Source organism: Acinetobacter lwoffii (genome assembly GCF_022967985.1).
GTDB lineage: Bacteria > Pseudomonadota > Gammaproteobacteria > Pseudomonadales > Moraxellaceae > Acinetobacter.
In genome coordinates, this window is sequence record NZ_JALJVC010000012.1 from 35814 (window position 1) to 56041 (window position 20228).

The 20228-nt window shown below is 43.9% G+C and carries 16 protein-coding genes and 1 riboswitch; of the genes, 10 read left to right on the forward strand and 6 right to left on the reverse strand.

The genetic code is table 11. The annotated features are described in order from the left end of the window. Position 1 precedes the first annotated feature (1 nt). Positions 2-1288 (reverse strand): D-arabinono-1,4-lactone oxidase, encoded by a 1287-nt coding sequence (locus MWG72_RS08690; RefSeq protein ID WP_247143787.1) that lies wholly within the window; start codon positions 1286-1288, stop codon positions 2-4. Positions 1289-1521: 233 nt separating this feature from the next. Between MWG72_RS08690 and MWG72_RS08695 the strand changes: the two genes are divergently transcribed. Then, positions 1522-3162, forward strand: coding sequence for an acyl-CoA synthetase (locus MWG72_RS08695; RefSeq protein WP_004732963.1), 1641 nt, complete (start codon positions 1522-1524; stop codon positions 3160-3162). Positions 3163-3287: 125 nt separating this feature from the next. Here the strand turns inward: MWG72_RS08695 and trpB are convergent, their stop codons facing one another. Then, entirely contained in the window at positions 3288-4532 is a 1245-nt protein-coding gene (gene trpB / locus MWG72_RS08700; RefSeq protein WP_004732965.1) for a tryptophan synthase subunit beta, read from the reverse strand. Continuing rightward, on the reverse strand, positions 4513-5157 hold the full coding sequence (locus MWG72_RS08705; protein WP_247143788.1) for a phosphoribosylanthranilate isomerase: 645 nt from the start codon (positions 5155-5157) through the stop codon (positions 4513-4515). Before MWG72_RS08705 ends, trpB begins: the two co-directional genes overlap by 20 nt. Positions 5158-5301: 144 nt before the next feature. Beyond that, positions 5302-5512, forward strand: a riboswitch (cobalamin riboswitch). 38 nt (positions 5513-5550) lie between these two features. Here MWG72_RS08705 and MWG72_RS08710 point away from each other — a divergent pair. The 6 genes from MWG72_RS08710 to MWG72_RS08735 all read left to right on the forward strand — a co-directional run bounded on the left by MWG72_RS08710 (position 5551) and on the right by MWG72_RS08735 (position 12774). Next, a complete protein-coding gene (locus MWG72_RS08710; RefSeq protein ID WP_247143790.1) occupies positions 5551-7374 on the forward strand; it encodes a TonB-dependent receptor plug domain-containing protein in 1824 nt (607 codons plus the stop codon). A 102-nt stretch (positions 7375-7476) separates the two neighbouring features. Next, the gene (locus MWG72_RS08715; RefSeq protein WP_005107832.1) at positions 7477-8061 is read left to right on the forward strand and encodes a cob(I)yrinic acid a,c-diamide adenosyltransferase; all 585 of its coding nucleotides are present in this window, start codon (positions 7477-7479) and stop codon (positions 8059-8061) included. A gap of 142 nt (positions 8062-8203) precedes the next feature. After that, complete coding sequence (locus tag MWG72_RS08720; protein ID WP_247143792.1) at positions 8204-8917, forward strand: glycerophosphodiester phosphodiesterase; 714 nt, start codon at positions 8204-8206, stop codon at positions 8915-8917. A 455-nt stretch (positions 8918-9372) separates the two neighbouring features. Next, positions 9373-10539: an acyl-CoA desaturase gene (locus MWG72_RS08725; protein ID WP_004732973.1), complete on the forward strand. Its 1167-nt coding sequence runs from the start codon at positions 9373-9375 to the stop codon at positions 10537-10539. Positions 10540-10671: 132 nt separating this feature from the next. Next, positions 10672-12117 (forward strand): protein adenylyltransferase SelO, encoded by a 1446-nt coding sequence (locus MWG72_RS08730; RefSeq protein WP_004732975.1) that lies wholly within the window; start codon positions 10672-10674, stop codon positions 12115-12117. Between the two features lie 18 nt (positions 12118-12135). Continuing rightward, positions 12136-12774, forward strand: coding sequence for a hypothetical protein (locus tag MWG72_RS08735; protein ID WP_247143793.1), 639 nt, complete (start codon positions 12136-12138; stop codon positions 12772-12774). A 44-nt stretch (positions 12775-12818) separates the two neighbouring features. Here MWG72_RS08735 and MWG72_RS08740 read toward each other — a convergent pair whose 3' ends face one another. Next, positions 12819-13505: a response regulator gene (locus MWG72_RS08740; RefSeq protein WP_004278304.1), complete on the reverse strand. Its 687-nt coding sequence runs from the start codon at positions 13503-13505 to the stop codon at positions 12819-12821. Positions 13506-13518: 13 nt separating this feature from the next. Further along, on the reverse strand, positions 13519-15171 hold the full coding sequence (gene baeS, locus MWG72_RS08745; RefSeq protein ID WP_247143794.1) for a sensor histidine kinase efflux regulator BaeS: 1653 nt from the start codon (positions 15169-15171) through the stop codon (positions 13519-13521). 135 nt (positions 15172-15306) lie between these two features. Between baeS and MWG72_RS08750 the strand changes: the two genes are divergently transcribed. The 3 genes from MWG72_RS08750 (at position 15307) to MWG72_RS08760 (ending at position 19954) form a co-directional block, all read left to right on the forward strand. Continuing rightward, positions 15307-15900 carry a hypothetical protein gene (locus MWG72_RS08750; protein WP_138743080.1) on the forward strand — a complete coding sequence of 198 codons (594 nt, stop codon included), beginning with the start codon at positions 15307-15309 and terminating at the stop codon, positions 15898-15900. Between the two features lie 301 nt (positions 15901-16201). Next, positions 16202-18004 carry an acyl-CoA dehydrogenase C-terminal domain-containing protein gene (locus tag MWG72_RS08755; RefSeq protein WP_004278309.1) on the forward strand — a complete coding sequence of 601 codons (1803 nt, stop codon included), beginning with the start codon at positions 16202-16204 and terminating at the stop codon, positions 18002-18004. Positions 18005-18172: 168 nt separating this feature from the next. Then, positions 18173-19954, forward strand: a complete 1782-nt coding sequence (locus MWG72_RS08760; RefSeq protein WP_247143795.1) for an acyl-CoA dehydrogenase C-terminal domain-containing protein — start codon at positions 18173-18175, stop codon at positions 19952-19954. Positions 19955-20014: 60 nt separating this feature from the next. On the opposite strand, the gene MWG72_RS08765 is transcribed toward MWG72_RS08760, so the two are convergent. Further along, positions 20015-20221 (reverse strand): hypothetical protein, encoded by a 207-nt coding sequence (locus MWG72_RS08765; RefSeq protein WP_005261855.1) that lies wholly within the window; start codon positions 20219-20221, stop codon positions 20015-20017. Positions 20222-20228 lie beyond the last annotated feature (7 nt).

Consider the following 20228-nt stretch of genomic DNA (forward strand, 5'->3'; position numbering starts at 1 on the left):
CTCATTTCCCAGATAAAAACAATTCTTTTAAATATGGATTCAGCCATTTTTGCTGTGGATCCAATTGCTGACGTAGCACCATGAAATTATCCCATTTCGGGTAGAGTTCGCGCAGTGATGCTGCGCTCATACTATGTAACTTGCCCCAATGCGGTCGTCCCTGATATTTCTGTAAAATCGGCTCGACCAGATCAAAAATCGCATGATAATCCTGTTTATAGAACTGATGAATGGAAATGGAAACTGAATCGCGCTGATAAAAAGGACTCAGCCAGATTTCATCGCCTTTGACATAACGGAACTCGATCGGGAAAAACATCGGCACCTTATGCTTCCTTAAAGTCGCTAAAACCTCTTGCAGACATTGCAAACCTTGCTCAACCGGAATCTGATATTCCATTTCATTAAATCTGGTATTGCGCGGGGTCGGAAAAATCCGGGATGACCAATCTACATAGCAAGTCGATTTAACAAACACACTCAGCAGTTTTTGCAGATAGGGATTTGTCTTTGGGAAAAGTCGCGTCAATTCCGAACATACGGTTAATAAAGTATCTTCCGAAGGCCAGCTTTCCTGTCTCGGCTGAATGTCATCCTCCGTGTCATCCAGGGTTTTCAGTATCACCTGATCGGCATGCAGAAAAGCCCAAAACTCAATATGTCGGTGCTGATGTTTCCATTGACCAATATGGGTAAATATGTCTTTTAATGAACAGAGCTGGATCTGTTCTTTTAGTTTATATCGTGGTCGATTTTGCAGGGTTATTTGGGTCAATATGCCTAAGCTGCCCAATGCCACCCGTCCAGCCTGAAATATCTCAGCATTCTGCCCACGATGACATTGCAACAGCTCTCCATCCGCGGTCAGTAATTCAAAGCCTTCCACGAAAGCAGAGATGCAAGGTAAATCGATGCCCGTGCCATGCGTTCCGGTAGAAATCGCTCCGGCCAGACTTTGCTGGTCTATATCGCCCTGATTGATTAAGGCCTGATTGATCGGTACCAGATCTTTCCCCAAATCATATAAACGCGTCCCGGCCCGCACGGTGCATTGGGTTTTCTCTTGATCAAAGGCAACGATACCTTTTAACAAATCGAGATTAAGCAACACCTCATCTGTTTTGGCCAATGGGCTAAATGAATGTCCTGCACCCACTGCACGAATGTGTGCATGGGTCTTCACTAAACTTTGTAATTCACTGATCTGGCTGGGCTGAACAATCCGAGCGGCACTGAACTGGCTCCCCGACCAGTTTCGCCAGACGTCATTCGCCTGTTGTATTTTCATTATTCTTCCTGGGCTCATATTATTTTAATGGCTGAACTAGAGTAAAATACCTAAAAAATCAAACTTGGGAACCCATGCGTTCAAAACATTTAAGTAGGGTTAAATATTTTTATTAATATTCAAATACTTAAAATTTGTAAAATCGTACTCGACTAAAGCATAAATGCAAGATTTCTGAGAAATACATATCTTTTCAACAGGATATGAAAATAAATATAGAATGGAGTTTTACAATGGTTAGCGCATATGATGAATTACCGCGTACCCCCGCGAATTTTGTAGCCTTATCACCTTTACGCTATCTTGATCGTGCAGCTTATATCTATCCAAACCAGAACGCGATTATTCACGGTAAGCGTCGTATTACCTGGCGTGAGAAATACAACCGTTGTCGTCAGTTTGCCAACCAACTCCAAAAATTAGGCATCGGTAAAAATGATACCGTGTCTGTCTTACTGCCTAACGTCCCTGCCATGATCGAAGCGCATTTTGCTGTGCCGATGGCAGGCGCAGTTCTGAATACCTTAAATACCCGTCTGGATGCCAAGACCCTTGCTTTCATGCTAGAACATGCTGAAAGTAAAGTGTTATTGGTCGATCCTGAATTTACCGCACTTGCGACTGAAGCACTTGCTCTAGTTTCACAAGACATTTATGTCATTGATGTGGCCGATGTAGAGTTTGAAGGTGAAGATCAACGTATTGGTCAAATTGAATATGAAGAATGGATTGCGCAAGGCGATGCAAACTTTGAATGGCATCTACCACAAGATGAATGGGATGCCATCAGCTTAAGCTATACCTCTGGAACCACAGGCAACCCGAAAGGCGTGGTCTATCATCATCGCGGTGCCTACATTAACGCAGCCAGTAATATTATTGCCTGTGGCATGACACCACGTGCCACCTATTTATGGACACTGCCGCTATTCCACTGTAATGGTTGGTGCTTTGCCTGGACCATGGCAGCCAACGGCGGAACCAACGTTTGCTTGCGTAAAGTCGATGCTGAACTGATCTTTAAACTGATTGCCGAACATAAAGTCGATTACTTCTGTGGGGCACCGATTGTCCTGTCGATGCTGATTAACACACCTGAAGAGAAAAAGACCAAAATTGATCACCGTGTCGAAGTGATGGTGGCGGGTGCCGCACCTCCAGCAGCAATCATTGAAGGCATGCGCAATATTGGCATTAACGTAACCCATGTCTACGGCCTGACAGAAACCTACGGTCCTTCTGCACTGTGCGCATCCCAAGCCGGCTGGAGTGATTTATCTATTCAGGAACAAGCACAGTTGCACTCCCGCCAAGGCGTACCTTATCCATTGCAAGATGGCATGAAAGTGCTTGATCCGGATACCATGCAGGAAGTGCCACATGATGGTCAGACTATGGGTGAAATCATGTTCCGTGGCAATATCGTGATGAAAGGTTATCTGAAAAATCCTGAGGCGACCGCTGAAGCCTTTGCCGGTGGCTGGTTCCATACAGGAGATCTGGCAGTTTGCCAACCGGATGGCTATGCCAAAATTACCGACCGCTCTAAAGACGTGATTATTTCCGGCGGAGAAAATATTTCTTCACTTGAAGTGGAGGAAGTGCTGTATCAGCATCCGGCGGTGCTGACTGCGGCGGTAGTCGCCAAGCCTGATCCACGCTGGCAGGAAGTTCCTTGTGCCTTTATCGAACTCAAAGAAGGAAAAAAAGCCACAGAAGAAGAAATTATGGAATTCTGCCGTGAGCATCTGGCCCGTTTTAAAGTGCCTAAGGATGTGGTGATTACCGAAATTCCAAAAACTTCGACCGGAAAATTGCAGAAATTTGTTTTACGTGAATGGGCCAAAGAGCGCGCGCAAGGTGAATTCTCTTAATTCCATACAAACGTGTTCTTTCAAAATCTACTCAATAAAAAATCGTGCTAAGAAAACTTAGCACGATTTTTTATTGAAATAACCTCTCCCAAACCCTCTCCTGCAAGGAGAGGACTTTAAGGAACTTACATCTCAACCATTTCTACCCCATCAATGCGTGCCACAGTCATCAAGTCTTTATCACCACGACCTGAAACCGTCGCAATAATAATCTGATCCTTGTCCATGGTCGGTGCAAGTTTAGTGACATAAGCCATAGCATGTGCGCTTTCTAACGCCGGAATAATGCCTTCAATCTTGGTCAAGTCGCGGAAACCCTGTAAAGCTTCCTGGTCATTGATTGGTACGTATTTCACGCGATCCATATCTTTCAGGAAACTATGTTCCGGACCCACACCCGGATAATCCAGACCTGCAGAAATTGAATGTGTTTCGATGATCTGGCCTTGCGCATCCGACATCAGATAAGTACGGTTACCATGCAGAACACCGACATGACCGGCATTCAATGGCGCAGAATGTTTACCTGATTCAATCCCATGACCTGCTGCTTCAACGCCGTACATTTTCACATCTTGGTCATTCAGGAATGGATAGAACAAGCCCATTGCATTAGATCCACCACCGACACATGCTACCAGGGCATCTGGTAAACGGCCAGCCTGTTCCAGAATCTGACGGCGTGCTTCACGACCAATGATCGACTGGAAATCACGAACCAGTTGCGGATATGGGTGTGGACCTGCCACAGTACCAATCACGTAATAAGTTGAATCAACATTGGTCACCCAGTCACGCATGGCTTCATTCATGGCATCTTTTAAGGTTTTAGAGCCACTTTCTACCGGCACAACCGTCGCGCCTAATAAACGCATACGGTAGACGTTCATCGCCTGACGTTTTACATCGTCTGCGCCCATGAATACTACACATTCAAGACCTAAACGTGCTGCAATTGTTGCCGTTGCTACACCATGCTGGCCTGCACCTGTTTCGGCAATAATACGTTTCTTGCCGGAAAGCTTCGCCAGTAAGGCCTGACCGATTGTGTTATTTACTTTGTGCGAACCGGTATGGTTCAGGTCTTCACGTTTCAGGTAAATCTGTGCGCCACCCAACTCTTTCGACCATCGTTCAGCATGATATAAAGGACTCGGACGACCGACGTAAAACGCCATGTCACGGTCAAATTCTGCCAAAAACTGCGCATCATCTTTCATACGGAAATAGAGCTTTTCCAAGTCTTCTAAAGCCGCCATGAGTGTTTCTGACACAAAACGTCCGCCATGAATACCGAAATGCCCGCGTTCATCCGGGAATTGGGTATAGTCAACTGCCTGACTGTTCTGGCTAGTACTTTGCTGATCCACGATGGACTCCTTGCATAAAGCGTTCTATGAGTTGTTGGTCTTTAATACCTTTTGCGGACTCGACACCGCCACTCACATCCACGGCATAAGCCTGTGTGGTGAGAATTGCCTGTTCGATATTGTCAGGATTTAAACCGCCTGCCAAGATCAAGGGAATATTGAGTTTGGGAAATGTGTCCCAATCGAAGCTGTGCCCTGTGCCACCTTTCAGATCAGGATGCCATGCATCTAATAGCACTGCGCTTGCGCCTGCATCTTGATAACCTTGAATTTCTGCGACTGCATCCAGATCAGGTTTTACCTGAATGGCTTTATACCAGCGGCGTCCGACCTGCTGGGCGATGGCCTGACATTGTTCAGGTGTTTCATCGCCATGAAATTGCAAAATATCGAGCGGAACGGTTTTAAGAATATGCTGAATTTCATCTGCGCGACTATTTACAAATAAACCTACGGCCTGCACATAAGCCGGAACCGCCCGGATCAGGATTTCAGCCTGCTCTAAAGTAACATGTCGTGGACTCGGTGGATAAAACACAAACCCTATCGCATCACAGCCAGCATTGACTACGGCATGTACATCTTCAACTCGGGTGATTCCACAAATTTTGGCACGGGTTCGCATATTATGTTGGCTCTAGATCTACCAATGTATTGAACAATCTATAAGATTGGGGCAAATCATTGTAATGCAAATTATCCGACTTGCGTGAAGTTCATCCGGATTATTCTCGATGCAGATTGTTTATAAGGCATACAAACTTTATACTGCGCTCACCTTGCAGCAAGTCCAAGCCTTCAGGCTTTAGGGAAGCTGGTGTAAATCCAGCACTGCCCCCGCAACGGTAAAAAATGAAACGTCTATCAATTTAAACTCTTCGGTTTACACCACTGCATCTTGATGTGGGAAGGTGGATATACAGCAAAGTCGCTGCTTTGCACATTTAAGTCCGGAAACCTGCTTGTTGTGTTCTATAACTCAATCATTCACGGGGAAGTGAATGTAGGGAGCTTTAACATGTCACTTCATTGTCAACCTACTGCCTTGGTAGGTGCGATCGCACTTGCGTTGGGTACCACTTCATCTGTTTTTGCTAACGAGCAAGAAGTTGCGAAAGCATCTTTAGATACCATTGTGGTCACGGCATCACGCAGCGAACAAAATATTGAAAATGTGCCGATGCGTCTAAATGTGCTTGATGAAAAAACGATTCAACAATCCCCTATTGCTGACTTACCTTCTTTATTAACGAAAGAAGCAGCGCTATCAGTCAAACAAGTGGGTGGCTATGGTCAACCAGCTTCAATTTTCTTACGTGGCAGCAATGCCGCACATACCTTAATTTTACAAGATGGTATGCGCTCCAATACCGCAACTGTTGCAGGTACAAATTTACATTTAATTGATACGACAGACATTAAGCAAATTGAAATTCTAAAAGGCCCTGCATCGGTACAATACGGTACTGATGCAATTGGAGGTGTAATTCAACTCATTTCCAAAACACCGACAGAAAATAGTGCGTTTACAACGGTCGAAGTCGGTGAAAAAAATACCTACAAATCACTTGTCGGTATTGATGCTGCTGAAAATGGCTATTACGCCCAAATTCGTGGGCAACGCCTAGAAACAGATGGTGACCAAATTATTAGCAATCAATCTAAAAAAGCAGGTTTCGATCAAAAAGGCTATTCAGCGAAATTAGGCGTTGATCAAGACAACTTTGGATTGTCAGCGGAATTTAAAGAAAATGAAGGTCACGGCGACTACTTCTCTTATGGTGCACCAGAAGCTTATGATTTCACCAATCGCCTTTATAATATTAAAGGTTATTTTAAGCTTAATCCAAATTTAGTGTGGGAAACTCGCCTATCACAATTTGAAGATGAATACGTAATTGTACAAAGCGCTTATCCATCGACTGTAATCACTGAACAACAAGAAATAGATTCCAATATTCAATGGCAAATCAACGCCGAGCATAAACTTCTTGCGGGTGTACATTACAATAAGACAGAAGCTGAAAGTTTAAACACCTTTAAAGATGAAAATGATAGCACTGGCTATTATTTACAGCACCAATATCAAAATGATGTCATCAGCACCCAAGCGGGTATTCGAGTTGAAGACAATCAGCAATTTGGTACACATAGTGTAGGACAACTCGCTGTTCGACATACCCTAAGCCATACATCAAGTATTTATGCCAATGTCGGAACAGCATTTCGTGCCCCAGTTGTCGGGCAAATTATTAGTGAACCCGCTTGGTGGGGCGGTAATCCTGACCTACAACCAGAAGAAAGTGTATCTTATGAAATTGGTTTTGATCATCTAATCACCCCATCAATGACATTATACGGTTCTGCTTTTCAAACCCAAGTCGACAATATTATGGTCTCTAACGGAGATACCAACTGGGTATTTGAAAATATGGACAGCGCCACCTTTAATGGTGCTGAATTGGGTTTAAAATTGACACAAGATGACTTCTATGCCAATGCTGAATATGCGTATATTCAAGCTAAGAACGATGATAAAGATAAAGATTTGCCAAATCGCCCACGCCAAAACTTCAACCTAACCTTGGGTTGGGATAATGGTCAGTATGGTGCGTCCACGTCTTTAGTAGCTAAAGGTAAATCTAAGGAGGATAAAGGCCTTATTCCAGGCTATGCAGTCATTGATATGAATGCCTATTGGCAAGTGAATCCTCACTTAAAAACCTTTGTGAATATTCGTAACCTAGGTGATACCAATTACAAAACAGCATTTAATGATGCCACATCTTATTACATTGCCAGTGACCGCCTCGCTTCTATTGGAATCACTTTTAAATACTAAGCTCTAAACAGCAAAAAACTTTAAAACAGCGCAGTTTATGGATAATGTTATGACCGACATTATCCTTTTTTATTATCTTCATTAAAAATTCAAGGAACACATATGGGCCACCGTTTAAGTAAAATCTACACGCGCACAGGCGATTCGGGTACTACAGGGCTTGGTGATGGCTCACGCGTTGCCAAAGATGACTTGCGTATTACCGCGCTGGGTGATGTCGATGAACTGAATGCCGTGATTGGCGTATTACGTGCACAAATTTCAGCAAGTAACATTGAAGATCAAGCCGCTTGGGATAAATCTTTAAGCCTGATCCAACACTGGTTATTCGATCTTGGTGGTGAAGTCTGTATTCCAGGTTTTAATCTGGTGCAACCGGTATCAATTGAGTTTTTAGAAAATGATATCGACCGCATGAATGAAGCGTTGCCGATGTTAAAAGACTTTATTCTGCCTGCCGGAACGCTGGTGTGCAGCTTTGCCCATCAGGCGCGTGCAGTCTGCCGTCGTGCAGAACGCAGCGTAATGTCGGTACATCACCGTGACCAAAATATTCAGGCAGCGTCACTGCAACTACTTAACCGTTTATCGGACTGGTTATTTGTAGCATCACGCACCCTGCAACGCGCTGAAAGCGGTTCCGAAGTGCTGTGGCAAAAAAATATCAATGACAGCATCGAAAAGTAAAATTATGTTTCAAGTTAGCATCTAAAAATACACGTCAGATGTCTCTTGATTTTACAGAGCATCTGACGAAAATAGAAAGTGTCATCCTTCTGTCACGTAGCCCTCGCAAAATGAACTTAACTTTCCCACTCATGAGCATCTTATGCGCATAATTGGTCATCGTGGTGCACGTGGTGAAGCCCCTGAAAATACCTTGGGCGGTTTTCAATATATTCAGGAGATCGGCATTCGCGCCGTTGAGTTTGATGTTCGTCAGCTCAAAGACAATGCCTTAATCATCATGCATGATGATGACTTTGTGCGTACCACCGGTTTGCAGAAGCATCTATACGAGTGTAACCGTCAAGATCTTACCCAATATAATCACGCAGTGGCCTGGTCAGAATGGAATAAAATCGAAGCGACCCCACTGCTCGATCAAACCTTAAATGTCATTCGAAATTTCGAGCATATTGAAGTCGAAATTAAAAGCGTAACATCTGAAGCAGCAGCTGAGAAAATCGCGTTTGAAGTCGAACAGCAATTACAAGGCTATGAGCAGGCAGCCATTATTACCAGCTTTGATGCCAAAATTCTGGATGCATTTAAACAGCAAAACTCACGTTTAAAACGTGGTTTATTGATTGAGACCGATGTCAAACATCAAGCTATTGATCAGGCGCTGGAACTGGGATGCTGTCATATTGGCTGGATGGATGAACTGGCCAGTAAAGACCTGATTCAAGCCACGCAGGCTGCCGAGTTGAATATCAGTGTCTGGACAGTGAATGATGTGACCCGAGCTAAACAGCTGCGAGACTGGGGCATTCAGGGGCTGATTACCGATTATCCAAAATTGATGCTGCAACAACTCTGAACAATTTCTCTTAAAATAATCTCTCTTAGCCTTAATTGATCTAGGTATTTCTTGATCCAGTTCATTTCGACAATACAATAATGAAAGTGTGAATGTTCCTTAATCAGATTTTATTTGAAAGTGAGCTTAAGTTGCCCAACACGTATATTCTGCAAATTCTCTAATAATATTGTAGAAATTATGAACAATGATTTTCCTCCGATTCATTCGGTTTCAATTTTCTGAAAGAGTGATAATCCTCAGTCACTTAGTCGGAAATCAGAGCCTGTCTACGCTCGCAAAATGGTCACTTCTGCCCTACTTATTCTGTTACCGACAAGTACAATACAACCGTACAATAATGCTAGTGATGCCTGAGGGCACATGCTAATATGGACAAGATAGGCTGCTGTTAAAACCAACAGTAGTTTCTGCTTTTTGTTATACCTTCCGAGGTTCTAGGAGTGCTGTTGGAGATGAATGCTCCCTTACCCAAAGCCCCCATCAACTGGATTGCTGTGTTTGCATTGGTATTTTTACCGATTGTAGCCCTGATCGCGATTCCGTTGTATGCGTATCACCATGATTTTAGCGCTGCCGCTTGGATCAGTATGTTTGTTTTACTGGGCGTAAGCAGCCTCGGCATTACAGCAGGATACCATCGCCTGTGGGCACATCGTGCTTATGAAGCCACTTTACCATTAAAAATCATCTTGATGATTATGGGTACATTTGCTGTACAGAACAGTATTTTATTCTGGGCATCTGGTCACCGTACTCATCATCGTCATGTCGATGATGTTGATCAAGACCCGTACTCGATCAATAAAGGCTTCTGGTATGCACATATTGGTTGGATGTTACGTGATTATCCATCAGGTGCAGCCAATTATAAAAATGCGCCAGACCTGTTAAAAGACAAAGTGGTGATGTTCCAGGACAAATACTACGTTCCTTTAGTGATTGCTGTTCATGCTGCGATTTTACTTCCGATTGGCTGGGCAGTCGGCGATGTCTGGGGCGTGTTGCTGTTGGGTGGATTAATGCGTTTAATCCTGAGCCATCATGTGACTTTCTTCATCAATTCACTGTGCCACATGTGGGGAAATCGTCCTTATACCGACGAAAATACTGCACGTGACAACTTCGTACTCGCGATTGCAACTTGGGGTGAGGGTTATCATAACTATCACCACATTTTCCAGTACGATTATCGTAATGGGGTGAAATGGTGGCAGTACGATCCAACTAAATGGTTAATCTGGACTTGTTCTAAACTTGGTTTAGCTAAAGACTTGCGCCGTATTCCTAGCTTTAATATCAAAAAAGCGGAATTGGCAATGAAGTTTAAATATGCTGAACAGGATCTTGCGGTATATGGCCATGATGTTTCTGAAGATATCTCGGCGGTAAAAACCAAGATCGCACAGGAATATGATGCATTTACCCAAACTTTAAATGACTGGGCGAAGCTGAAAGAACAGGAAATTCAGGTCAAGAAAGCATCGATGGCTGAAAAAATCCATCAGATGGATGACAAGCTGAAAGTTGAATTCCAGCTGGTTGAACAGCGTCTTTCTCATCATCGTCAAACCTTGAATCTACTGGTTCGTAATTTGAAAAAATCTGCAGTTTCTCAATAAAAGCTGTTGAACACTAAAGCCCCGATTGGGGCTTTTTTTATGTCCGAAAGATAACGTGAACTCTCGCTTATACAACAGTTTTATACAGCTATCTTTGTTATAGTAAATTTATTCCAATCCTGTACTGATGCCATGTATTTTAACTCTCGCTATCAAACACTGCCCGCCCGCCTCTATCACCATCAAGTTCCGCTGCCGTTAAAAGGTGCGAAAGCCGGACATTTTAATGCAGCTTTAGCAGAGCAATTGCAATGGTCGGATGAAGACAAGGCGCAATGGGTCGAGATTTGTAGTGGTCAGAAAGTTTTTACTGAATTTGAACCCTTGGCTATGGTCTATGCAGGTCATCAGTTTGGACAATGGGCAGGACAGTTGGGAGATGGTCGCGGGTTGTTGATTGCGCAAATTCTGGATAAAAATAATCAGACCATTGACCTGCATTTAAAAGGTGCTGGTGCAACCCCTTATTCACGCATGGGCGATGGTCGTGCAGTACTGCGTTCAGTCATTCGTGAGTATCTGGCAGGTCATGCCTTAAATGCTTTAGGTGTAGCATCCAGTAATGCAGTTGGTTTTACTTCATCAATCCAAGGTATTCAGCGTGAGAAGCTAGAGCCGGGCGCGATGATGTTGCGTACTTCAGACTGTCATATCCGTTTCGGCCATTTTGAATGGATCAATCAGTATCAGCCAGATCTACTAGCTGAATTTACCCAGAAATGTATCGAATGGCATTATCCAGAATGCCTGCAAGCCGAACAGCCGATTCTGAGCTTTGCCACAAAAGTTATTCAGCGCACTGCGGTGATGATTGCCAAATGGCAACTGGTTGGTTTTGCACATGGCGTGATGAATACTGACAACCTGAATATTACCGGTTCAACTTTGGACTTTGGTCCTTATGGCTTTATGGAGCGCTTCCGTCCGAACTGGATCAATAACCACTCGGATTATCAAGGGCGTTATACCTATCAGCAGCAGCCAAGTATCGGACATTGGAATTTGTGGCAATGGTTAAACAATCTGGTCCCGCTCTGCCCTACAGATTATGACAAAGAACAATGGAAACAGGATTTAGCTGCATGTCTGGAGCATTATGAACCAACATTCTTGGAACATTATAAACATGGTTTAAACCAGAAAATGGGCTTGCCAAGTTTCCATAAAGACAGTTTTGACTGCGCTATGGCCTTTCTGCGAATTTTGCAAAGTGAGCAACTAGACTATACCCAGAGTTTTATCGGGTTGCAAAATAAAGACTATGAAGCCCTTAAAGATGATTGTCTGGACCGACGCCAGTTTGAAGCATTCCTGGCGCAATATGGATCTATCCGTGAACACCAGGATATAGAAGAATTGGATGCCGCCATGCAACTGGCCAATCCGCATTATATTCTGCGGAATCATATGGCACAGAAAGCCATTGAACTGGCAGAGCGGGATGATTTTTCTGAAGTAGACCGTCTGTTTAAATTACTCAGTCAGCCTTACCTGAAACAGCCCGATTTGGAACAGCCTGAAGATTTAGCGCCATTGCCAAGTGATGTGCCTGAAGTGATGGTGAGTTGTTCGTCTTAATAAATAGACTCAAAAAACATGCAAAAAATTGATCAAACTAAATTGACACATGAAATTATTGAAACAGCATATAAGCTGCTTACTCACAAACTCGCATTTGGAGGATTAATTACACATAACGAAAGTGCTTTCCAATTAGAATTAGGACATATTTTAAAAACACTTGGGCAGTTGTATGAGTTTAGGTTAAGCGACAAATTCCATTTAGAGTTTGAAAAATTTTTACCTTTAAAAACAACGAGTATTAAGAGTCAATCTGAGCGAGCAAGAATTGATATTTTAATTCGTTATCAAGATGGTGATCATCAAACTTGTGCTGCTATAGAACTAAAATTCTTTAAGAAAAGTAACCATCGGGAACCTAACAACCGTTACGATGTCTTTAAAGATCTTTCAAATTTAGAACTTTACAAGAGAAATGGAATCGACATTTGTTATTTCATTCTCGCAACTGATCATGCCCACTATTGCAACCAAATAAAATATTCGGATGATACCCGTGATTTTGATTTCAGGCATAAAAGTACGTACAAAGAAGGAACGATATTAAGTTATAGAACTCCTAAGCCTTACGGAAACGATATTACACTCATGCAAGACTATGAGTTTTTATGGGACCAGATTAACGATTTATATTTTCTGAAAGTACAAGTTTAAATAAATGTGGATGGTTAATAATAACATCCACATTTATTTTTTAATCAATCTTCAGGATATTCAAAACGGTAGCCCACACCATACACCGCCTGAATCCACTCATGACGGTTACCGGTTTCAGCCGCATCTGAAATCTTACGGCGCAAGTTCTTGATATGACTGTCAATCACACGGTCTGCCACATCAAAACTGTCTGGATTAATATGATCCAGCAATTGTGCACGTGAATAGACCTGCCCAACATGTTCCAGGAATAACTCCAGTAAACGGAATTCGGTCGGCGTTAAATTCAAGGCTTTTTGCTGATACCAGATGCGCTGTTGTGATTTGTCCATACGGAATAAATCATTGCTTTCCGGTTCTGATTTACGATCCAGACGACGTAACACAGCCTGTACGCGTGCAACCAGTTCTTTCGGACTAAATGGTTTACAGAGATAATCATCTGCACCCATATTCAGACCCAACACACGGTCAATTTCTTCAGTACGCGCGGTTACCATAATAATCGGCAAGTCTGACTGTTCACGTACCTTACGGCAAATGGTCAGACCATCCATACGCGGCACCATCAAGTCCAGAATCATCAGACTCGGTTTACGCTGGGTAAAACTGTTATATGCTTCCTGCCCATCATGAAACATACTGACCTCAAAACCAGCAGCTTCCAGATAGTCTCGCACCAACTGTGCAAGTTCGATTTCATCTTCAACCAGCATGACATGTTTCATCAATATATTTCCTTTATGGTTTCATTTGTTTAGGAAAGCTTAGCTTGCATCGTAAACCACCCAACGGTGAATGTGCAAAGCTTAAGCTGCCGCCCAGCGCCTGCGTAATTTTACATGATAATGCCAAACCCAGTCCGGTTCCGCCAGTCGCCCGGGTACGCGAATCATCGACACGGTAGAAACGCTCACCAATACGCGCCAGTTGTTCATCAGTCAGACCAAACGGACTATCATCGACATATAAGGTCCATTCTTTATCATCTTGCGTGGTGTGAATATGCACTTGCCCGCCTGCTTCAGTATAGCGAATACTGTTACTCAGCAAGTTCGCCACAATCTGTTTAAAACGATCCAGATCCAGATTTAAATCAGTCCCTTCGCCATCTGCAGTAACCACTAATTCAGCCTGTTCAAAGTTCGGCTGGAAGTTAATGAGTTCCTGCTGCACAACCTCCCACGGATTCACCGTCGAGAAATAGAATTGCAATTGCTGGGCATCGACCTGTGCCAATGCGGCCAGATCTTGGGTCAGTTTTTTCAGACTGTTCACCTGAGCCAGCATGGAAGCAAAATGTTCAGGCGTTGGTTTACGGATTCCGTCCTGCATCGCTTCAATCTGTGCCTGTAAGACTGCTAGTGGCGTTTTTAACTCATGTGAGGTATCTGCCACCCACTGACGGCGTGAGGTTTCATGCTGATCCAGAATCACCGCCAATGCATTTAATTCATTGGATAAATCACCTAATTCATCATTCCGGTTCACTTTAACCTGATATTGATAATTTCCCTGAGTCAAGGCACGCGTACCATTGAGCAAACGTTGAATCGGTTTTTTGAAATAAGTCGCCAATAACAGGGAAGCTATCAGACTCGCCAAAATACTGAGTGCATAAACCAGAAATAAATAACGCTTTTGGTTACTGAAGAAATTAATACTGAGCGCATCATCCTGATCCAGAACCGGTTTTAAGCCCAAATAGCCGACAATCTGATTATTCACCATAATCGGACGATAAGAAATCTGCTCATCCGAAGCTTCACCGACTACAAAACGACGTTTTGCATCATACAGGGATAGACGTGAACTGAGGCCGAGACGGTCCGGCATCTGGATAAACTGTTTTTTGCCAGTCGGTTGCTGTGCTGGCTGCTCACCATTTTTGCGATCAGTTCTAAACAGATTTTGATTGGAACTGAGCGGGAATTTCAGGCCTTCAAAAGGCTGAAACTGGGAGGGCAAATTAGATGCTAATAAACGTAATTCTTCTTCATTGACCTGACGTTGGGGCAGCTCTGGATCCACCATACTCGGTGCCACTTGAGCCAGGGTCTGTTCCTGAAAATAACGCTGCTGTAAGGCAATATCATACTGTCGGCGTAACCACCAGCGTGATAATCGGTCATAATCATCTGGTGCGGCTTCACCTTCCATCTGGAGAATCTGTGCCTGAATCGCGTTGCCCCAGTCCTGATAGACCGCATAGACATCTGCCAGATTTTCAATCACATAATCCAGCTTCTGCATTTCGACATCGGCGACATAACGGGCGAAATTACGCTGCATATTCAGATGCAATACACCCAGGCTCACTGTGGTAATGACCAACGTGGTCAACAGCACGGTCAAAAATAGACGTAATGCAATGGGAATACGGCGAATGTTCAAAACTAAAATCTCAATTTTTCTTCTATATTCATTATTGTAGCGAACACCGCAGCAAAAAACTCTTCATTGTTTCTTCATCTTTATTGTTTAATCTTTATCTGACATAGAATCAGCTTCTTGACGGGAATAAATACAATGCAAACCATGACAAAAATAGCTTTAATCAGTGCAAGTGTTTTATCAATGGGTGCGTTGACTGCCTGTCAATCCACCAGCAATGTGCCAAGCAATGATCATCCCCACATGATGAAACATCATGAAGGCAAAAAACAGCATCTAACTCCCGAACAGCGTGAGCAGTTTAAGGCAAAGCGTGCAGAACGCATGCAGTTTGCCAAACAGCTTCAACAGGCCTGCGACAATAAAGCTGTGGGCTCGGCCGTTCAAATCAAGACTGGCGATAAAACCATAGACGGCACCTGCAAGATGGTCTTTAAAGCAGATCGTAAAGAGATGAAAAGCCATCGCGACATGAAAGCTGAGCATCGTCCAATGCGTGCTGATATGCGTAGAGGCATGATGCACGGTGAAGTCTTGACGGATGCCAAACGTGCAGAATTGACTAAACAGTTTGATCAGCGCCTCGCTCAACATCAGGCACATCAACGAGCCATGCTGCAAGCCTGTCAAGGCAAAAAAGACGGGACTGCTGCACAGATCAAGATGAGCGAACAAACTATCAATGGCAAATGTCATGTCCGTTTCCAGCCCACAGCCTCTACCTATTAATACATAGGAATCAAGGCTTCACGACTAGCACCTTCGGGTGCTTTTTTATTGCGTGCTCTTTCATGCATACAGTTGACTATTCGTTTCCTGCAGAATATGGCTAAAGTCTTTATACTCAAGACCTTTAATGCGTCATGCAGATTAATCTTTGACTTTACAGTCACCAAGAAAACACCCCGAAAAGCTTGTACCGCAGGGGAAGTTGTTGCACGATTAGATCATTCCAAACCGTGTCAGTGAAGACAGGTTTTAGTTCATCTAAGATTATAACGCTGGTTCAACCAGTATTGAGGAAACCGATATGCCACAATACAAAGCGCCTTTACGTGATATGCAATTTGTGTTGCATGAATTATTAAATGCTGAACAACACTATGCAAATCTCCCTGCATTCCAAGAAAACGTAAGCCGTGAGCTGGTAGATCAGTACTTAGAAGCTGCGGCCGACTTCTGTGAAAACGAATTGTCTCCGATCAACCAGACCGGTGACCGTGAAGGCTGTACCTGGAATGACGGCGTTGTTACGACTCCGACTGGCTTTAAAGAAGCGTACCAAAAATACATCGAGCTTGGCTTCCCTTCTCTTTCTGCTGAAGAACAATACGGCGGTCAAGGCTTACCGAACTCTTTAGGTATCGCGATTTCTGAAATGGTGGGTACTGCGAACTGGGCATGGGGCATGTACCCTGGCCTGTCTCACGGTGCGGTTCGTACTTTAGAACATCATGGTTCAGCTGAACAAAAAGACGCTTACCTGCCTAAACTGGTTTCAGGTGAATGGACGGGTACCATGTGCTTAACTGAATCTCATGCGGGTTCTGACTTGGGTATTATCCGTACTAAAGCTGAACCACAAGCGGACGGTAGCTACGCAATCTCTGGCGAGAAGATCTTTATCTCTGCTGGTGAACACGACATGGCAGAGAACATTATCCATATCGTACTTGCTCGTCTGCCAGGTGCACCGAAAGGTACCAAAGGTATCTCATTATTCATCGTGCCAAAATTCAACCTGAATGCTGACGGTTCTATTGGCGAGCGTAACGGCGTACGTTGTGGTTCGATCGAACACAAGATGGGTATCCATGGTAACGCGACTTGTGTCATCAACTTTGACAATGCTAAAGGCTTCCTGATTGGACCTGAAAACCGCGGCTTGAACTGCATGTTCACGTTCATGAACACAGCACGTATCGGTACAGCAGTTCAAGGTCTTGCAGCATCTGAAGGTTCATTCCAAGGCGCGCTTGCATACGCAAAAGATCGTCTGGCAATGCGCTCTCTTTCTGGTCCTAAAGCACCTGAAAAAGAAGCAGATCCAATCATTGTGCATCCTGCGGTACGTAACATGCTTTTAACTCAAAAAGCATATGCAGAAGGTGGTCGTGCACTGGTTTACCTGTTAGCACAATATGCTGACGTGGTTGAACATGCTGCAGAAGAAGCAGACCGTAAATTTGCAGACAACATCCTGTCATTGCTAACACCAATCGCAAAAGCATTCCTGACTGAAACCGGTTCTGAAGCTGCGAAACACGGTGTACAGGTATTTGGTGGTCACGGCTTTATTTCTGAGCACGGTATGGAGCAGATCGTACGTGATACACGTATCGCCTGCTTGTACGAAGGTACCACTGAAATTCAGGCACTAGACTTGTTAGGCCGTAAAGTATTGGGTACGCAAGGTGCAATGTTGAAAGACTTCACCAAGATCATCCATAAATTTGCTGAAGCGCACAAAGACAATGCTGCAATGAAAGAATTCGTTGAACCATTGGCTGCCTTGAACAAAGAATGGGGCGATCTGACCATGCAGATTGGTATGCGCGCGATGCAAAACCCTGAAGAAGTGGGTGCGGCTGCAGTCGATTACCTCTACTTCTCTGGTTATGTCACTCTAGCTTACCTATGGGCACGTATGGCATTGGTTGCTCAGGAGCAACTGGCTGCGGGCACCACTGAGGTTGATTTCTACAATGCCAAAGTGACGACAGCACGCTTCTACTTCAAGAAAATCCTGCCACGCGTTCGTTCACACGTTGAAGTGATTGCGACAGGTGTAGAGCCATTGATGAACCTGGATGCGGAACACTTTGCATTCTAAGTTAGTCTCAGACTAGCTACATTTCAGAAAAAGGACGGTCAATCAACAGGCAGTCCTTTTTCTTTATAAAGAGTTACAGAATTAACCTTTAGTCGTCTAACATTCAGATTTTGAGTGTTTTAGACTGATTAAAACTCATTTAATCAAACAATAAACAGGTGACACACCATGCCAATTTATAACGCGCCACTTGCCGATATGAAATTCATCCTGAACGATGTCTTCAATGCAGAACAATTCTGGCAGGCCAATGAAAATCTAGCGCATCTGGATGCTGCGACAGCAGAAGCGATTCTTGAAGAAATGGCAAAATTTTCTCAAAACGTCATACTTCCTCTGAACCGTACCGGCGATGAAGAAGGCGCAAAAATTGAAAATGGTAATGTGACCACACCTGCTGGCTTTAAAGAAGCGTTCAAACAATATGCAGAAGGTGGCTGGATTGGTCTGGGCGCAGATATGGAATGGGGCGGCCAGGAAATGCCGAAAATGCTGACAGTACTTTCTGATGAAATGCTGTTTGCCACCAACCCGTCTTTCATGCTGTATCCATTGCTTTCTGTTGGTGCGGGCATGGCGCTGAACAGCTATGCTTCACAAGCACAAAAAGAAACCTATTTACCTAAAATTTATTCGGGTGAGTGGTCAGGCACCATGTGCTTAACCGAACCACATGCCGGTACTGATCTGGGTATTATCAAAACCAAAGCTGAACGTAACGAAGACGGCACTTATAGCATCAGCGGCACCAAGATTTTCATCACGGGTGGTGATCATGACCTGGCGGAAAATATTATTCACCTCGTTCTAGCGAAAACCCCAGATGCCCCTGCTGGCTCTCGTGGTATTTCCCTGTTCATCGTACCGAAATTCTTGGTCAATGAAGATGGTTCTATCGGCGAGCGTAATCCGGTCGGCCCAGGTTCAATCGAACACAAGATGGGGATCAAGGCATCTGCGACTTGTGTCATGAACTTTGACGGTGCCAAAGGTTACCTCGTTGGTAAAGAAAACGAAGGTCTCGCTGCGATGTTCGTGATGATGAACTACGAACGTCTGTCGATGGGTATTCAAGGCCTAGGTGCTTCTGAATTCGCTTATCAAAACGCTGCGCAATATGCCACAGACCGTTTACAGGGTCGTAGTGCGGCTGGCGTTCAGTCACCAAGCAAACCTGCGGATAGCATTCTGGTGCATGGTGATGTACGCCGTATGCTGCTGAATGTACGTGCCAATAACGAAGCTTCGCGTGCCTTTGCAGTTTATGTAGGTCAGCAACTGGATATCACCAAATTCTCTACTGATCCTGAAGCGGTGAAAAAAGCCAATGACCGCGTTGCGCTATTAACACCAATCGCGAAAGCGTATTTAACGGATACCGCATTCCAGGCGACCCTAGATGCACAAATGGTCTTCGGTGGTCATGGCTATATCCGTGAATGGGGCTTGGAGCAATGTATCCGTGACCTACGTATTTCCCAGATCTATGAAGGCACCAACGGTGTACAGTCACAAGACTTGATCGGCCGCAAAACCATTAAATGTGGCGGCGAATATATCTCTGAATATATCTCTGAAATCCGTGACTTTGCCAATAGTCTGGATGCGGATCTAAACTTTATTAAAGATGCCACACTGGATGCAGCAACTGAAGTTGAATCGGTGACTCAGTACATTCTGGAAGCAGCACGAGAAAGCCATGACTTCCCGAATGCAACCGCAGTTGACTATCTGCACGCTGTAGGTCTGTTGAGCTTCTCTTATATGTTCGCGCGCATTACCAATGCAGCGAAAAATAAAGACGGTGAGTTCTATCAAAATAAAATCGCTCTGGCACGTTACTTTGTACAACGCATTCTGCCTGAACTGGCATTACGCATTACTAAAGTGAAATCAGGTTCTGACGTCATCATGAACTTCTCTGAAGATTATTTCACGACTCAAGCTTAAGCTAAAAATCTGCAATAAAAACGCCTGCATCAGCAGGCGTTTTTTATGAAAATGCAACAATTAAACTTTTTGAATTAGCAAGGTATCCGTCTGATTATTGCTTTTCGGATTCGAATGTTTATTCACAATTTTGATATTCCCCTCTGACTCTAAAGACTCGCAGAGCTCCACCACCTTTTGCATATCTTCAGCCTTAATGCCTACGCCGAGGATTAATTTTTTTCCGGCTTCTAATTGGCTAATTTTTGTTTGAATTTTATCTAACACTTTTTTC

What these genes read in the sequence shown, in the direction of transcription:
- MWG72_RS08760 (WP_247143795.1), top strand. Translation starts at nt 18,173, where the DNA reads ATGCCAATTTATAACGCGCCACTTGCCGATATGAAATTCATCCTGAAC.
- MWG72_RS08740 (WP_004278304.1), bottom strand. Translation starts at nt 13,505, where the DNA reads ATGAAACATGTCATGCTGGTTGAAGATGAAATCGAACTTGCACAGTTG.
- MWG72_RS08730 (WP_004732975.1), top strand. Translation starts at nt 10,672, where the DNA reads ATGTATTTTAACTCTCGCTATCAAACACTGCCCGCCCGCCTCTATCAC.
- MWG72_RS08710 (WP_247143790.1), top strand. Translation starts at nt 5,551, where the DNA reads ATGTCACTTCATTGTCAACCTACTGCCTTGGTAGGTGCGATCGCACTT.
- MWG72_RS08725 (WP_004732973.1), top strand. Translation starts at nt 9,373, where the DNA reads ATGAATGCTCCCTTACCCAAAGCCCCCATCAACTGGATTGCTGTGTTT.
- MWG72_RS08755 (WP_004278309.1), top strand. Translation starts at nt 16,202, where the DNA reads ATGCCACAATACAAAGCGCCTTTACGTGATATGCAATTTGTGTTGCAT.
- MWG72_RS08695 (WP_004732963.1), top strand. Translation starts at nt 1,522, where the DNA reads ATGGTTAGCGCATATGATGAATTACCGCGTACCCCCGCGAATTTTGTA.
- MWG72_RS08715 (WP_005107832.1), top strand. Translation starts at nt 7,477, where the DNA reads ATGGGCCACCGTTTAAGTAAAATCTACACGCGCACAGGCGATTCGGGT.
- MWG72_RS08705 (WP_247143788.1), bottom strand. Translation starts at nt 5,157, where the DNA reads ATGCGAACCCGTGCCAAAATTTGTGGAATCACCCGAGTTGAAGATGTA.
- MWG72_RS08690 (WP_247143787.1), bottom strand. Translation starts at nt 1,288, where the DNA reads ATGAAAATACAACAGGCGAATGACGTCTGGCGAAACTGGTCGGGGAGC.
- MWG72_RS08720 (WP_247143792.1), top strand. Translation starts at nt 8,204, where the DNA reads ATGCGCATAATTGGTCATCGTGGTGCACGTGGTGAAGCCCCTGAAAAT.
- MWG72_RS08750 (WP_138743080.1), top strand. Translation starts at nt 15,307, where the DNA reads ATGCAAACCATGACAAAAATAGCTTTAATCAGTGCAAGTGTTTTATCA.
- MWG72_RS08735 (WP_247143793.1), top strand. Translation starts at nt 12,136, where the DNA reads ATGCAAAAAATTGATCAAACTAAATTGACACATGAAATTATTGAAACA.